Origin of the sequence: Campylobacter concisus (genome assembly GCF_015679985.1) — a bacterium.
Lineage (GTDB): Bacteria > Campylobacterota > Campylobacteria > Campylobacterales > Campylobacteraceae > Campylobacter_A > Campylobacter_A concisus_AC.
Window position 1 is genome coordinate 1,191,151 of sequence record NZ_CP049239.1, and the last position, 14,890, is coordinate 1,206,040.

Annotated in this window: 18 protein-coding genes; 4 read left to right on the forward strand and 14 right to left on the reverse strand. The window is 35.7% G+C overall.

Annotated features, from left to right (window positions below; all coding sequences use genetic code 11):
- Positions 1-9: 9 nt before the first annotated feature.
- Positions 10-819, forward strand: coding sequence for a polyphosphate kinase 2 (ppk2, locus tag G5B98_RS06040; RefSeq protein WP_021091543.1), 810 nt, complete (start codon positions 10-12; stop codon positions 817-819).
- Positions 820-869: 50 nt separating this feature from the next.
- Here the strand turns inward: ppk2 and G5B98_RS06045 are convergent, their stop codons facing one another.
- From G5B98_RS06045 to G5B98_RS06060, 4 genes are all read right to left on the reverse strand, one after another.
- A complete protein-coding gene (locus G5B98_RS06045) occupies positions 870-1,301 on the reverse strand; it encodes a trehalose-6-phosphate synthase (RefSeq protein WP_103600624.1) in 432 nt (143 codons plus the stop codon).
- Between the two features lie 126 nt (positions 1,302-1,427).
- Positions 1,428-3,302 carry a molecular chaperone DnaK gene (gene dnaK, locus G5B98_RS06050; RefSeq protein WP_196086346.1) on the reverse strand — a complete coding sequence of 625 codons (1,875 nt, stop codon included), beginning with the start codon at positions 3,300-3,302 and terminating at the stop codon, positions 1,428-1,430.
- A 35-nt stretch (positions 3,303-3,337) separates the two neighbouring features.
- Positions 3,338-3,880, reverse strand: coding sequence for a nucleotide exchange factor GrpE (gene grpE / locus G5B98_RS06055; RefSeq protein WP_196086347.1), 543 nt, complete (start codon positions 3,878-3,880; stop codon positions 3,338-3,340).
- Positions 3,877-4,671: an HrcA family transcriptional regulator gene (locus G5B98_RS06060; RefSeq protein ID WP_149714868.1), complete on the reverse strand. Its 795-nt coding sequence runs from the start codon at positions 4,669-4,671 to the stop codon at positions 3,877-3,879. The genes grpE and G5B98_RS06060 overlap by 4 nt, the downstream gene beginning before the upstream one ends.
- Positions 4,672-5,016: 345 nt before the next feature.
- Between G5B98_RS06060 and G5B98_RS06065 the strand changes: the two genes are divergently transcribed.
- Complete coding sequence (locus G5B98_RS06065) at positions 5,017-5,262, forward strand: XRE family transcriptional regulator (RefSeq protein WP_196086348.1); 246 nt, start codon at positions 5,017-5,019, stop codon at positions 5,260-5,262.
- On the forward strand, positions 5,263-5,436 hold the full coding sequence (locus G5B98_RS06070; RefSeq protein ID WP_021091517.1) for a hypothetical protein: 174 nt from the start codon (positions 5,263-5,265) through the stop codon (positions 5,434-5,436). It begins immediately after the preceding gene.
- A 105-nt stretch (positions 5,437-5,541) separates the two neighbouring features.
- Here G5B98_RS06070 and kdsB read toward each other — a convergent pair whose 3' ends face one another.
- From kdsB to G5B98_RS06100, 6 genes are read right to left on the reverse strand one after another with little or no spacing between them, the layout of a single operon-like run.
- Positions 5,542-6,255 carry a 3-deoxy-manno-octulosonate cytidylyltransferase gene (gene kdsB, locus G5B98_RS06075; RefSeq protein ID WP_196086349.1) on the reverse strand — a complete coding sequence of 238 codons (714 nt, stop codon included), beginning with the start codon at positions 6,253-6,255 and terminating at the stop codon, positions 5,542-5,544.
- Positions 6,252-7,715: a threonine synthase gene (gene thrC / locus G5B98_RS06080; protein WP_196086350.1), complete on the reverse strand. Its 1,464-nt coding sequence runs from the start codon at positions 7,713-7,715 to the stop codon at positions 6,252-6,254. The genes kdsB and thrC overlap by 4 nt, the downstream gene beginning before the upstream one ends.
- Positions 7,712-8,026, reverse strand: coding sequence for a divalent-cation tolerance protein CutA (gene cutA, locus G5B98_RS09650; protein WP_196086351.1), 315 nt, complete (start codon positions 8,024-8,026; stop codon positions 7,712-7,714). Before cutA ends, thrC begins: the two co-directional genes overlap by 4 nt.
- A gap of 50 nt (positions 8,027-8,076) precedes the next feature.
- Positions 8,077-8,997, reverse strand: a complete 921-nt coding sequence (locus tag G5B98_RS06090) for a tetraacyldisaccharide 4'-kinase (protein WP_196086352.1) — start codon at positions 8,995-8,997, stop codon at positions 8,077-8,079.
- On the reverse strand, positions 8,990-10,120 hold the full coding sequence (locus tag G5B98_RS06095) for a DegT/DnrJ/EryC1/StrS family aminotransferase (protein WP_196086353.1): 1,131 nt from the start codon (positions 10,118-10,120) through the stop codon (positions 8,990-8,992). Before G5B98_RS06095 ends, G5B98_RS06090 begins: the two co-directional genes overlap by 8 nt.
- A 10-nt stretch (positions 10,121-10,130) precedes the next feature.
- On the reverse strand, positions 10,131-10,868 hold the full coding sequence (locus G5B98_RS06100; protein ID WP_196086354.1) for an NAD+ synthase: 738 nt from the start codon (positions 10,866-10,868) through the stop codon (positions 10,131-10,133).
- Positions 10,869-10,988: 120 nt separating this feature from the next.
- Here G5B98_RS06100 and G5B98_RS06105 point away from each other — a divergent pair, with 120 nt between their 5' ends.
- Positions 10,989-11,591: an MBL fold metallo-hydrolase gene (locus G5B98_RS06105; RefSeq protein ID WP_196086355.1), complete on the forward strand. Its 603-nt coding sequence runs from the start codon at positions 10,989-10,991 to the stop codon at positions 11,589-11,591.
- Positions 11,592-11,766: 175 nt separating this feature from the next.
- On the opposite strand, the gene G5B98_RS06110 is transcribed toward G5B98_RS06105, so the two are convergent.
- The 4 genes from G5B98_RS06110 to G5B98_RS06125 all read right to left on the reverse strand — a co-directional run bounded on the left by G5B98_RS06110 (position 11,767) and on the right by G5B98_RS06125 (position 14,830).
- The gene (locus G5B98_RS06110; RefSeq protein ID WP_196086356.1) at positions 11,767-13,053 is read right to left on the reverse strand and encodes a major outer membrane protein; all 1,287 of its coding nucleotides are present in this window, start codon (positions 13,051-13,053) and stop codon (positions 11,767-11,769) included.
- A 196-nt stretch (positions 13,054-13,249) separates the two neighbouring features.
- Complete coding sequence (locus tag G5B98_RS06115; protein WP_196086357.1) at positions 13,250-13,783, reverse strand: PaaI family thioesterase; 534 nt, start codon at positions 13,781-13,783, stop codon at positions 13,250-13,252.
- An 8-nt stretch (positions 13,784-13,791) separates the two neighbouring features.
- The gene (cmoB, locus tag G5B98_RS06120) at positions 13,792-14,661 is read right to left on the reverse strand and encodes a tRNA 5-methoxyuridine(34)/uridine 5-oxyacetic acid(34) synthase CmoB (protein ID WP_232524630.1); all 870 of its coding nucleotides are present in this window, start codon (positions 14,659-14,661) and stop codon (positions 13,792-13,794) included.
- A gap of 1 nt (position 14,662) precedes the next feature.
- A complete protein-coding gene (locus tag G5B98_RS06125; RefSeq protein ID WP_002942642.1) occupies positions 14,663-14,830 on the reverse strand; it encodes a hypothetical protein in 168 nt (55 codons plus the stop codon).
- Between the last annotated feature and the right edge of the window lie 60 nt (positions 14,831-14,890).

Consider the following 14,890-nt stretch of genomic DNA (forward strand, 5'->3'; position numbering starts at 1 on the left):
GGAGCAAAGATGTCAAAAGACAAAAAACACCAAAAAAGCGAGAAACTTGGCTACGAGGAAGAGCTTAGACTGCTTCAAATTGAACTTTTAAAATTTCAAAATTACGTAAAAGAAAAAGGCCTTAGAGTACTTATGCTAATGGAAGGGCGCGACGCAGCCGGTAAAGGCGGAACGATAAAACGCTTAACCGAGCATCTAAATCCAAGAGGTTGCCGTATAGTAGCGCTTGCTAAGCCAAGTGATGTCGAAAAAACGCAGTGGTATTTTCAAAGATATGTGACTCATCTACCAAGTGCTGGAGAGATCGTGATCTTTGATAGAAGTTGGTACAATAGAGCTGGCGTTGAGCCAGTGATGGGCTTTTGCACGCAAGAAGAGCATAAAGAATTTTTACGTGAAGTGCCAAAATTTGAAGAGATGATCATAAACTCCGGCATAATTTTCTTTAAAATTTATCTTTCAATCACAAAAGATGAGCAGAAAAAACGCTTCAAAGAGAGACAAAATGATCCGCTAAAGCAGTTTAAAATTTCACCCGTTGATCAAAAAGCGCAAGAACTTTGGGATCAATACTCTATCGCTAAATATTCTATGCTTCTTGCCTCTCACAATAGCATTTCACCATGGGTCATCGTCTCAAGCGATAACAAAAAAGAAGCTAGGCTAAATGTCTTTAAATTTATCCTAAGTCACGTTGAATATCCAAAAAAGATAAATGACTACTTGGAATTTGACAAAAACGTCGTAAGAGACGGAAGTGAAGAGATAAAACGCATAGAAGAAGGGCTAAATAAAGACAAGTTAAAGAGTATCGATTAGAGAATTTTTAACTTCTAGCTGGCGATTTACTTAAATTTGCTAGCTAAACTTTAAGCCCACCACATTACTTTTGCTAAAATGACCATTATTAGGCAAAGCACTAGAGCTATTAAATGTGAAAATTTACCAAATGGATCAGGCTTTTTTAAAATAACTACATTAAAAACAGAGATAAAAGTTACAAGGCACATTATGAGTAAAACAAAAATTTTTACAAGTAGTAGCTTTTGAAAGTTGCTTTGCCACCAGCCAAGCTCGCCTCCAAAATAGTCTTTTGCCATATAAGCACCACTTATTAAAAGCAATAAAAATGCCGTGCCAAATACCTTTGCACTTCCTTTTGTATAGGCTTTTTTAACTATTTCAAGGGTTTTAGTATCAACCGTTTTTTTAGCAAACGGATATATGCAAACATCGAAAAATACGTATCCTATAAATACAATGGCACAAATTAAATGAGTAATCAAAAAAAATAAATACATTTTTTGCCTTTTTTGTTTGGCATTATATAAATTTTAACTATTTAAACTGCTTATTTTGAATCAATTTTAAGAATTTATGAAGATAAATTTATAAAAGAGCAAGGCAAGCGCCCTGCTCTAGGAATTTTACTCGACTTCAGCGTCTATTACGTCGTCGTCTTTTTTGTTGTTTCCGCCGTTTGCTCCAGCATTTTCATCTTTTTTATACATAGCTTCTGCTAGTTTGTGGCTAGCTTTGCTTAGAGCTTCTACTTTAGCATTGATTTGCTCTTTTGAAGAATTTTCATCTTTTAAGACCTCTTTTAGGTCATTTAACGCAGCTTCGATGTTGCTTCTATCTTCAGCTGGGACTTTCTCGCCAAGCTCGTTCATGCTCTTTTCAGTTTGATGAACTAGTGCGTCAGCTTGGTTTCTAGCCTCAACTGCGTCTTTGCGCTTTTTGTCTTCTTCTTTATGAAGCTCAGCATCTTTTACCATGTTGTTTATCTCTTCTTCGCTTAAGCCGCTTGATCCAGAGATAGTGATGTTTTGGGCTTTGCCAGTTGCTTTATCTTTTGCTGAAACGGTTAAAATTCCGTTTGCGTCAATGTCAAACTCAACTTCGATTTGAGGAACACCTCTTGGAGCTGCTGGGATGCCTTCAAGGTTGAAATTTCCAAGTGATTTATTATCTCTTGCAAACTCACGCTCTCCTTGTAGAACCATGATAGTAACGGCACTTTGATTATCTTCAGCAGTTGAGAAGACTTGACTTTTCTTAGTTGGTATAGTTGTGCCTTTTTCGATGATCTTTGTCATTACGCCGCCAAGTGTCTCGATACCAAGACTAAGCGGAGTTACGTCAAGAAGTAGCACATCTTTTACATCGCCTTTTATGACCGCACCTTGGATAGCAGCACCGATAGCTACGACTTCATCTGGATTAACGCTCTTATTTAGCTCTTTACCAAATGCTTTTTTGACCTCTTCTTGAACTAGTGGTACACGAGTTGAACCACCGACCATTACGACCTCTTTGATGTCACTTTTATTTAAACCAGCGTCTTTTGTTACCTCGTTTATCTTAGTGATAGTCTCGCCTACAAGTGAGTCGATCATACCCTCAAATTTAGCACGAGTTAGCTTTTTGACAAGGTGTTTTGGGCCAGTCGCATCAGCTGTAATAAATGGTAAATTTATCTCAGTCTCTTGAGCTGAGCTTAGCTCTTTTTTAGCATTTTCAGCAGCTTCTTTTAAGCGTTGAAGTGCCATGATATCGCCTTTTAGATCAATACCATTTTCGTTTTTAAACTCACTTACTAGCCAGTCAATTATCTTGTTATCAAAGTCATCACCGCCTAAGAATGCGTTACCGCCAGTTGCCAAAACTTCAACGATATTATCACCAGTCTCTAGCACTGTAACGTCAAATGTACCACCACCTAGGTCGTAAACTAAAATTTTCTCAGCCTCTTTTTTATCAAGACCATAAGCAAGTGCTGCAGCTGTTGGCTCGTTGATGATGCGAAGTACGTTTAGTCCTGCGATCGTTCCAGCCTCTTTTGTAGCTTTTCTTTGGCTATCGTTAAAGTAAGCTGGCACAGTAATAACCGCATCTGTTACCTTCTCTCCAAGGTATGCTTCAGCGTCTTCTTTTAGTTTGATAAGAATTTTTGCTGAAATTTCTTGCGGAGTATAAACCTTACCAGCGATCTCAACTGCGCAAGCACCATTTCTATCTACGACGTGATATGGCAAGCGGCTTTTTGCCTCTTCAGCATTTTTTTCATTGCTCATCAAACCCATGATACGTTTGATAGAATATATCGTTTTTTCAGGGTTTGTAACTGCTTGACGTTTTGCAACGTCACCTACTAGAATTTCACCCTTGTCTGTGAAAGCAACAACTGATGGAGTTGTGTTTTTACCCTCTTTGTTTGGGATAACTTTGCTCTCGCCACGCTCAAAAACGCTCACACAAGAGTTTGTTGTACCTAAGTCTATACCTATAACTTTTGACATATTTTTCCTTTTTATTAGATTTTATTTTTATAAATTTAGTTTGCCACGCTGACCATAGCTGGGCGCAAAACCCTACCATTTATCATATAGCCTTTTTGCAAAGCTTGTACGATTTGACCACTCTGCTTCTCTTCGCTATCGACCCTTAAAACGGCATTGTGCACGCTTGGATCAAACTCAGTATCAGTTGGTATCTCGCTTACGCCATGCTTTTCAAAACATTTTTTAAACTGATTTATAGTTATCAAAATACCCTCTTTAATCTTTTTAGCAAATTCATCATCCTCTGGATCAAAATTCGCAGCGATCTCAAGAGCATCTATGACTGGTAGCAAGTCCCTAGCAAATTTCTCATTTGCATAGTTTGCAACGTCTGCTTTCTCTTTTTCATAACGCTTTTTGATATTTTCAAACTCAGCATTTGCTCTATAATATTTATCAGTTATTTCTCCGAGCTCTTTTTCAAGTTTTTCAACCTTTGAAATATCGCCAAGTGCGTCCAAATTTACGCTATCACTAGCTAGTTCTTGCACAGACTCAACCTCAGGTAGGTTTTGCTCTTTTACCTCTTCGCTCACGCAGCCTCCTTTATTAGATTTATAAATTTCACATAGTCAGTATAAATACTGCCAGCACAGATCATCTGTGCCTCATTGCCAAGATAGTTTGTACTAAATTTGAGCCCCATAAAATTTTCATCAAACATAGGAGAAAATGTAAGTTTTTCATCCATTTGCAGACTAAAACTTGGGTCAAAAACCATCTTAAAACGTCTATCCTTAAACATATCAAAGGCTAAAATTTCATTTTCTTGGAAGTAAATTTTAGTCCTTTTAAGCTCTCTTATTTTACTTTTTAGTTCGCTTAAGCCAACTTGAGAACAGATAAGCTCAAGCTTGTTTAAACTAACTCCAGCAAGATTACTTAAAAATTTATACATCCTAGCATCAAATTTAATAACGATCTCATCTTCACCAAAATTTAAGATCATATACCTATTATTTAAATTTAAAATTTCTAGCAATTCATTATCGATTGTGCCAAAAATCATACAATAAAGCTCAAATTCATCACATAGTTTTTTCAGCCCTTCGGCGTCATTTATCTCTAAATTTATATCACTTATAGCAAAAATTTCACTCCAATATCTTCTCATCGCAGCAATTGTCGGAATTCTACCGCCACTAATGTGAAGCTTTGTGATCTCACCTTCATCTGAAAGCTTTTTAAAATAAACGCGTATCGTAGAAGCCGGAATAGCCGCGCTCATACGAGAGCCAAGCTCATTTGAACCAATAGGCATATTGTCCTGCAAATAAGCCTCGATGATAGAATTTAGTATCAAATCACGTTTATTTGTTTTACTCACTTTTAGCACTCTTTCTTTTTAATTGCTAAGCGGATTATACAACTTTAGTTTATTAATGTCAAGTATTTAAGTTAAAATAATTTATTTATATATCTTTAGTCTATATAACTAAGCTTATCTAATATCAATTATATAAGCTTTCTCAAAAATTAAATTATAAAAAACAATTAAACAAGCTTAAAAAATTTATATTACCTCTAAGTTCTAATATTTTTATACGTTTTTACGTACTAATATAATATTTTATAGTATAATATATAATATATTTTAATTTATTTATACGTATTTCTATTATTTATATATTGTTTTATGTATATTTAATAAAATAACCCGTATAATACTTTAATGATTGAAACAAGTGATATATTTAATTTGCTTCACAATGCAGTTGAGGCAAAAAATATCGGTAAGAAAATTTCACAAGCAAAAATGGCAGAAGAGCTTGGTGTACCAATGAGAACATATCAAGATTGGAGGCTTGGCAACTCAAAGCCACAAGCTGTTGCTGCAGCTTGTAAGCTACTATGTGAGCTTGACGATGATGAAATATTATTTGTTATCAATAAGATGAGAAAGTTGTTAGGAAAATAGATGGAAAATTTGACACAAAAAGAGAGAATAGACCTTGAGAGCGTGTTTGCAGCTATCTGCACTAAGAAAGAGCCTAAATTTTTAGGTTTCTATAAAGACTTTTACTCGAGTGCGATTTTAAAATTTTACGTAGTTAAAGACAGAATTAAAAAAATAAAAATCAAGAAAAATTAGTTTTATATTATTTGAGCAGAAAAATATTTTTTGCTGCATTTAAAGATTAATAATTTAGATGAATTCTCCTTAAATATTGACTTTATTTAAAGAGAATTTGCCGAATTATTTTTTACCAAATTTAGCTAGCGCTCTTTGGTAGTCATCTTCGCTATCGATGCCGATACTTTGGCTCTCAACCTCTAGCATTGCTATCTTTTTACCATTTTCTAGGGCGCGTAGCTGCTCGAGCTTTTCGGTATTTTCAAGGCTTGAAGACATAAGAGCACAAAACTCTTTTAAGCTTTTTACGCTGTATCCGTAAATGCCAAGGTGAGCCTTATAACTTTTACACTCGCTTCTGTTAAATGGTATCCTAGATCTTGAAAAGTAAAGTGCATATCCCTCAAAATCAGTCACCACTTTAACTAAATTTTTATCATCCGCAAACTCATCGTCTATCTTTTTATAGCAAGAAAACATAAAGGCTTTTTCTTTATTCTGCTCGCAAAATGCCCTAAATTTAGCGATATTTTCAGGCTCGATAAATGGCTCATCAGCCTGAACATTTATGATGATCTCGCTCTCATTTAGCCCTAAAATTTGCGCTGCTTCGTTTATCCTGTCAGTGCCACTTTGATGATCTTTGCTAGTTAGCACAGCTTTTATGCCGTAAGCCTTGGCGATATCAAGCACGTTTGGCTCGTCCACAGCAACCGCCACATCGTCCACGTCACTTACTATAAGAGCAGTCGCCACAAACATCGGCACGCCATTTATCTCTTTTAAAATTTTATTACTAAACCTTGTTGAGGCAAGGCGGGCTGGGATGATTATCATCGCTCGATCCATTCTAGGACGCACTTTTCGATCTCGTCCTCTTTTATGATATTTTTGTGTAAAATTTTCGCGCTAAATAGCGAGTTTATCGAGCTTGGCACGCTATCGTTTAAGATTTTAGCGGTCTTTGCGAGCGCATCTTTTTCATCTTTTGTATCTTTGATCTGGCACGCTTTGATCATGCTTGGCGTAAATTTCACCCAGTGCGCGGTCGATGTGATGACGTTTATGCGGCTAGCATCTACCATTTTAAAGCAAGTAGCCGTATGTGGATCGATCGCGTAGCCGCCTTTTGCGAGCTTTGCGATGTATGCCTCGCACTCTTTGTCGTCGCACCAGCTAGCCTCAAAGTCCTCTTTTAGCGCTTCAAGCTCCTGCTTGCTAAGTTTATAAGATTTATCTTTAGCTAGGCTTTGCATGAGTTCATTGGTTCTAACGCTACCAAATTTATCAAATAGCAAGCGCTCGACATTTGAGCTGATCAAAATGTCCATCGCCGGACTTATCGTCTTAACTAGTTTTTTGTCCCTGAGGTCGTAAACGCCGGTAGTAAAAAACTGTGTCAAGATATTGTTTGCGTTTGAAGCGATCTTGATCTTACCGATCTTTGCGCCCATTTTTTTAGCGTAATACGCCCCAAGTGCGTTACCAAAATTTCCACTTGGCACGATGATATCAAAGCTCTCGTTTGCCTTAAGCGCCTTTTGTTTTAGCAAATTTGCATAGGCGTAGGCGTGGTAGATGATCTGAAAGAGAATTCTGCCAAAATTTACCGAGTTTGCCGCGCTTAGTTTAAGGCGCTTTTTCTTCAGCTCAGCCTTAAATTTATCATTTGCAAGTAGCGTTTTTAGCGCCCTTTGAGCGTCGTCAAAGTCGCCTTTTATGCCAAAAACCTTTAAATTTTCACCCTGCATAGTCTGCATCTGAAGCTTTTGCACCTCGCTCGTGCCGCCGTCTGGATAGAGGCAAACGACCTTGATATTTTCATCGTTTGCAAAGGTTTGAAGTGTCGCAGGGCCCGTGTCACCGCTAGTTGCGCACATAATAAGATATCTTTCGCCTCTCTCTTTTGCTAGCTGGCTAAGCAGCGAGCCAAAGGGCTGAAGCGCCATATCCTTAAATGCCCTAGTTGGGCCGTGATATAGCTCATTTACGTATAAATTTTTATCTATTTTTTTAAAAATGACTGGGTGCTTTGGATCGTCAAAACTCGCGTATCTCTTAACCGCCTTTTTGAAAAAAGCCTCTGGCACATCAAATTTAAATAGCGAGATAATGCAAAGTGCTAGCTTCTCGTAGCTTAATTGTGAGAACTCTTGCCACTTTGATCTTGTTATTTTTGGAAGCTTTTTTGGCGCATAAAGTCCGCCGTGAGCGGAGCTTGGGCTAAGCATGGCTGTGCTTAAATTTACATTTTTTATCTTTTCATCTTTCACGCTTCTTGTTGGTGTTAGTCTCATTTTTTGCCTTTTTTGGTTGATTTTTTTATCCAATCTTCATATTTTTCAAATACCTCTTTTGGCCTAAGTGCCAAAATTTCTGGGATTTCGTAGCTGTGGTGCTTTCTTATAAATTTAGCTACTTTTTTAAATTTAACGTCCGTTTTTATGAGTAAAATTTGCTCTTTTCCATCGCAAAGCTTCTCTTGCCAAAGATAAATGCTTTTTGCGCTAAAGCTACTCACACAAGCTGCAAAGCCCTTTTTAAAGAGCATTTTACTTAGTTTTTTTGCCTCTTTTTTCTTTGCGACTGAGGTGATTAAAATTCTCATTTTGATCTAAATTTTCCTTTAAGAAAGTGGTTCATTATAACAAACTGGGCTTAAATTTGCTTCGCCAAAACCTTTTTAAACTCCTCGCTTAACGTAACTTCAAGCGTAATAAGCGATACTGGCAAACCAAAATCTTTTGCCTTTACATAGTCCTTTTGCGTCATCAAAAGCGAGGTGGCACCGTAACTTTGCAAAATTTCACTCAGCTCATCTTTTGAAAAATCATAATGATCAGGAAAAAAGACACGAGCTACACACTCATCAAAAAATGGCTTAAGACGCTCTGGGTTTGCTATGGCAGTAACTAGAACCATTTTTTCGCTTTTATTTAAAATTTCACTCTTTCTAAAATGAGTTTGCCCTTCAATCGCTATAAAATCAGCAAATTTATAAAAGCCAAACGGATATCTATAAGCCCCGCTTGGTAAGCAAAATTTTAGCCTTGGCTCTGGGTTTGGGCGTACTAGAATGTCAAATTTGGCTATGTCGAATTTAGAAAATCCGTCATCCAGTAAGATATACTTTGCACCATGCTTTTTAGCGTAGTTTATAGCTATTTTCCTATCTTCGCTTACTATTACATTTGCGTTTTTAAGGCTTGTAGCATATATCATCGCCTCATCGCCGCTCACTGCTACGTCAAGCAAAATTTCGCCATTTCGCGCGACAACTTGCATGCCTTTGCTTTTTCTTTTATAGCCTCTAAGAATGATAAAAGCGCCCTCGTAATTTTTAGCAATTGCCACGCAAAGTGGAGTCTTCCCGCTTCCTCCAAGGGTCAAATTTCCAACGCTAATTATTTTTATGCCAAAGTCTATTTTTTTAGCAGTAAATTTCTTAAAAATAACAATAAGAAAATAGATAAAGCTTAGTGGCAAAAGTAAAAATGCTAGTAAAATTTGAAAGAAATTTGGGCGAAAAAAATATTCATTCGCCCAAGCATGCAAGAAAATATTTAATTTCTTAAACACGAGTTTTAGAAATTTCTTTTACTTTGTTGCAGACGTATTGCACCTCTTCGTCACTCAAACTATGATAAATAGGCAGTGACAACACTTGCTGATAATTTTTTAAAGCATTTGGAAAATCATTTACTTTAAGCGAGTATTTGTTTTTGTAATAGCTTAGTAAATGTATCGGTATGTAGTGCAATGATGTGTGAATGCCATGCTCCAAAAGCTCTCTGGCAAAACCATCACGATTTTTATTTATCTTAATAATATACTGAGTATAAATGTGCTCGCGCTTCTTGACAGGGATTGTTATATTGTGGCACTCGCCAAGCTCTTTATCATAAATTCTTGCGATCTCTTGTCTTCTTTGTATGAGCTTATCTGTTCTTTCTAGCTGCGCAATAGAAAATGCTGCATTTATCGAGTTTATATCATACTTTAAACCAATATCTACGACATCATAAATATAACTCAAGCTGCCGAATTTATCAATGCCATTTACAAGGGCGTAGTTGCGAAGTAGTTTTGCTCTTTTATAAATTTCCTCATCATTTGTCGTAAAAAATCCAACCGTTGATATAGGATTTTGTACACGCGAATGTGTTTGAAAGCACGACAAAAAGGAGTCTGAACCAACTTTTTTGCCATTGTATGTTAGTCCCATACCGCGATTTGCATCATCTAAAATTTTTACGCCGTATTTCTCACAAACCTCCGTTATCTCGTCCATCCTAGCACTTTGACCTGCGATATGAGAGATAAAAGCACATTTTAATTTTTTGTGATTTTGTTCTTTTAGCACTTTCTCAAGGGCGTCTGGGCAGATGTTAAAATCTTCTTCATCAACATCCACAAAAATAGGTTCAGCATCAAAATGTCTAACAGCTTGTGCAATGCTAGGAAAAGCATTTATGGAGCAAATGACCTTATCTCCGCGTTTAGTGTCAAGCGCACTTAGTGCCAAGTGATGTGCGGCTGCGATATTATTTGTGGTAACTACAAATTTTGCACCAAAATACTCTTTTAACTTCTCTTCAAATCTAGCAACGATATTAGTAGTATTTTCAGAGTGCAAAGCCTCCTCAATAAGCTCACTTTCACGCTCAGTGATAGTTGGTCTATAAAACGGAATCTCTCTCATCTTTAATCCTTTAAATTTTCACTATCAACGGCATTTGTCGTTTAAACCTGTTTGAAACAACTCTATTTTCTATATCCGATACTGCTTTTAATCCGAACTTTTTGATGACTTGCTCCTTGTTATTTTCTAAATTTTCTAAAATCTCATCAATAACAGCATAACTGTAACCTATGTCGCCTTCGTCACTTTGTCCATCCCACAAATCAGCCGAAGGTGCTTTGTTGATAAAATTTTTATCAACCTCAAGATGTTTTGCAAATTCAAAAATTTCACTTTTGTAAAGCTCTCCGATAGGATTTATTGCACATGCTAAATCCCCAAATATCGTACCGTATCCAAGCATAAGCTCACTTTTGTTGCTTGTTCCGATAACTAGAGCGTTTATACTAGATGAATAATCATAAAGCAAGCTCATTCTAACTCTAGCTGCTAAATTCCCTTTTCTTAAATTGCTTAAATTTACATCTATCGTTTCGTAAAAAGCATTTAAAATGCCCTCTATGGATAAAACCTTATATTTTATGTTTAGTTTTTCGCATAAATTTAAGGCATCGTCCATATTTTGTCTGTTTGATGATGCTGTTGGCATGATGAGTGCATGAGTTTCATTTGGTTTTGCTCTTGCACACAAAGTCGCTACCACAGCAGAATCAATACCTCCACTAACACCCAACAACAAATTTTTATCTTTAGTTTTATCTTTTAAGCTAAAAACTAAAGTTTCTTCGATCTTTTGATACTCCTTCATTCTTTCTTTGCCTAGATTTGCTTCCTTTTGCAAAAATTATACTAAGTAAATTTAAAATTTTTCTTTAAGTTTAAGTAAAAAGATGTAAAATTTTAAGAAATAATAAATTTAAGGTAAAAAATGAGAGTAATACACAAAAGCTTTGGAGATTTTGGCACTAATTGTTACATCGTTACAAAAAATAACTCATCTATAGTGATAGATCCGGGAGATGGGGCAAAAGATTGGGTTTTACAAAATGCTAAAAAATTAAAAGCCATCCTTTGTACTCACGGGCATTTTGATCATATTTTTGATGCTGGAAAATTAAAAGATGAGCTAGAAATTCCAGTTTATATTAACAAATTTGATGCTTTCATGTGTGAGAGTGATATTTTTGGTTATATGAAAAGTACTTTTACTCCAGATGTTTTGGTTGATAATGATGAAAATTTTAACACTGATGATTTTTGCATCAAATTTCATCATTTTCCAGGACATACACCAGGCTGCTCGATGATAGAGATAGATGACATGATGTTTAGTGGGGATTTTTTATTTAGAGGAAGCATAGGACGCTGGGATTTTCCTTTTTCAGATAAAAATGAAATGTTAAAAAGTCTAGGAAAGTTTAAAAATTTAAAAGATAACTTCACGCTTTATCCAGGACACGGAGAAGGCAGTACACTAGAGGCCGAGCAAAATAATATTGATTATTGGATGGATATAGTAAAAAATAGCTAAAAATTTTGGTGGTATTAATTTCAATTTTCAAACTTTTAAAATACACTTAATTGCTATTAAAAATTTATATTTTTTATAAAACTAAAAGTCAATCAAAAAAGATAGAGAAATTTTATATGTAGTCTATTTTAAATTTTGAAAAGGTCCGAGCGGAAACTCGCTCGGATAAATGTTTTTAGAAGCTATATTTTGCTTCAAATCTTATACGATCTTGTTTGTAACTTTCGCTGTCTTTTTTGTCTTTAGCAGCTGCATACCAAGTTAGGAAATTAAGTTTTTTGCTATATTTGTAGCTAGCTTGTGCATACCACTCATTTCTTTTTGCTCTCTCTTTATTAAGAGTATAGCTTGTACCTTTACCTTGAGTATAACCAGCACCAAAGCCAAATTTATCTATGCTGTATCCACCATTAACAAACCAGTAGTCGTTGTTACCTTTGATGTTGTTGTAGTATTGTCTGCTGCCACTCATTCCGCCATTTAGGATTTTTGCTGGACTAATTAGATCGCCATTTCCATCAAGTGTTACAAATGAAATTTTGTTGCTATTTTTCACATCATCAGCCTTATTTTTAGCATCAAAATCTAAGTAACCAGTATTAAAATTGGCACCAAATAGTTTTGTGCCAGCTTGGATAGCCCGGAAATTTGCATCAGCTACGTCTTTGTGATCTGAGTCATTATGAGCGAATTGGCCCTTTAAGTTTAGGTTTATATCATCAGTTACATTAAAGCTAACTCCTGCATCAACTCCGTAAAGTGTAGCAACTTCAGAAATATTTGCTATAGCTATTTTAAATGCGAGTGGTTCATAACTTCCAAAAGCTGCTAAATAATAAATATTTGCAGGTGAATCACTAAACATATTTGAAGCAACTAAAGTATTTGCCAATGGGCCATTTGTATCACTTTTTTCATTTTCTAAAGCATCAAGTGCTAATGCCGTCAAAGTAAGACCAGAGATGTCAGTATTTACCACCTTAATACCTGTACCCGCTATATCTTTACCATCATAAAACGTGCCCAGTTTTTGTTTGCCAGCTGTAACTGTAGTATTGCCTATTTTGTAACCTAGATACATCTCATATACACCAAAAGAATTTGTTGTATTTGTTTTATCAGTGCCGTTGTTGTTAACATAATCATATCTATTGCTGAAATTACGTCCAGCATTATCACCTGAACCATCATTTGCCTGATATCTTAGGTTTAAAACACCAAAAAAGTTATCGTCAATAGCAGCTTTAAATGCTGTCTGCATTTTAAATGTATGATTGCCTATACTCGATCTTTTGGTGTCTAACTGAGCACTATTTTTATAATGATCATTTGTATAGCGATATCTTGCAAATCCTGAAAGATCTACATTTTTTATAGCTTCTTCAAGTGGAGTTGCACTTGCAACGCTTGAAAATGCACCTAAAGCAACCAAAGCAACTAAGCTAACTTTTGTAAGTTTCATCTAAATCTCCTTTTGATAAAAAGTTTTGAAAGGATGTTATCATAGAAAATTAATTTTATTACTTAATTTTCCTTAAAATTTTTAAAAAATGTTACCAATTATTTACCAAAATAGGATAATGAGATAAAGGTTGTCTTTTTAAAATTTCGTTTTATTTGGGATTAAATATAAGAAAATCAAAAATTTTTACTTACTTTTAGCTATTTGCCTTAGCTTCTTCTCGCTCTTTCTTTTGCCTTATGGCGGCTTCTTTTTGGATATTTTTTTGCTGGGTGACAAAGATATGCTCTTCAAGCGTGACAAGTTGGAATATTCCTTCAAAAATTTTTATATCTTTAACATATCCAAGCACTTTTACTTCCCTTTTTCTGCTCTCTTCAAATCTTGCTTGAGCGTCAAATTCCACCACGTCACCAAGCTTTAGCGGTCCAAAGAAATTTATCCTAGCCCCGATACTAACGCAAAATTCTTCATTAATGGCTAAAAGCGCGGCATGATTTGCACCCATAAAAATAAATCCACTGTGAATAAGTCCCTCAGTATCGCACACCATATCATCTGTAGTAAAAAATCTAGTCTTTGCGTGATTTTTTTCAAGCAAAAATGCCGTTCCACTAAAATTTAGCTTTGTAAGTGGAGCGGTTTTGATCTCGTTTCTTAATGGGTTTTCATCTTCTGGTAAGATTATTTGTGATTCATCTTTTATATCATAGATATTTTCTTCTGCCATTTTTATCCTTAAATTTTAACTCTAACATATGCTCTTTTTGGCGCTGGGTAGCCCTCGATGGTCTTTGTATTGTCATTTGGGTCTAAGAAATTTCCAAGACTCTCACCATCTATCCACTGCGTTTTTCGTTGCTCATTTAGATCAGTCGCCTTTGTTTCAAGTAAGGTAAAATCCCTAAACTTAGCTCTCTCGCACCAGTTTTGAAGTGCCGAGAGTGTCGGTACAAAGTAGATATTTGGAATTTTTGAATACCTATCCTTTGGACTTAGCGCAAAGTCGCCATCCATATCAATATACATAGTATCTAAAAATAGCTCGCCTCCAGGATTCAAAGCCATTTTTAGCTCTTTTAGCATCTTGATAGGATCGCTTCTGTGATATATTACGCCAAGGCAAAAAATGGTGTCAAATTTCGCTGCGTATTCTGGCAAGCTCTCTACTCCAAGAAGCTCGTAAGCGATATTTGAGCGGATAAATTTATTTAAAAAAGCAAACTGCAAATATGTATGCACGCTAGGATCAAAGCCAGTTATGCTTTTTGGATCGTACTCAAGCATCTTAAACATATAATATCCATTGTTGCAACCCACGTCAGCCACGCTTTTGCCAGCTAAATTTAGATGAGGAACAAGAATATTAAACTTAATAAAACTTTGCCACTCGCTATCTATATATATATCATCAAGTAAAAATGGCCCTTTTCGCCAAGGCTTTAGGCTAAGGGCGAGGTCATAAATTTCATCTTTTTTGGCTTGGTCTAAATTTTTAAATTTCACATTTACACTATCTTTTAGCTCAAGCTCGCAGTCAAAATTTGCTAAATTTTCTATCCTATTTAAAATTTGCTTTTGTTGCTCGTTAAATTTGCTAAGATCCACGCTATTTCCAGTCGACGATGTTGTGCGGACACTCTTTTTGGTAGGTGCCAGTCGCGTCATAATACTCTTTACAATCATTATAATATTGCGTCGAAACTCCACGCTCATTCATATAAAGACAACCATTGCAAAATAGCGCTATAAAGCCTAAAAATATAATCTTTTTCATGTGGCGGATTTTATCATAAATAAAAATTTTATGCTAGAATAGCAGGCAGTTTTAGAGCCA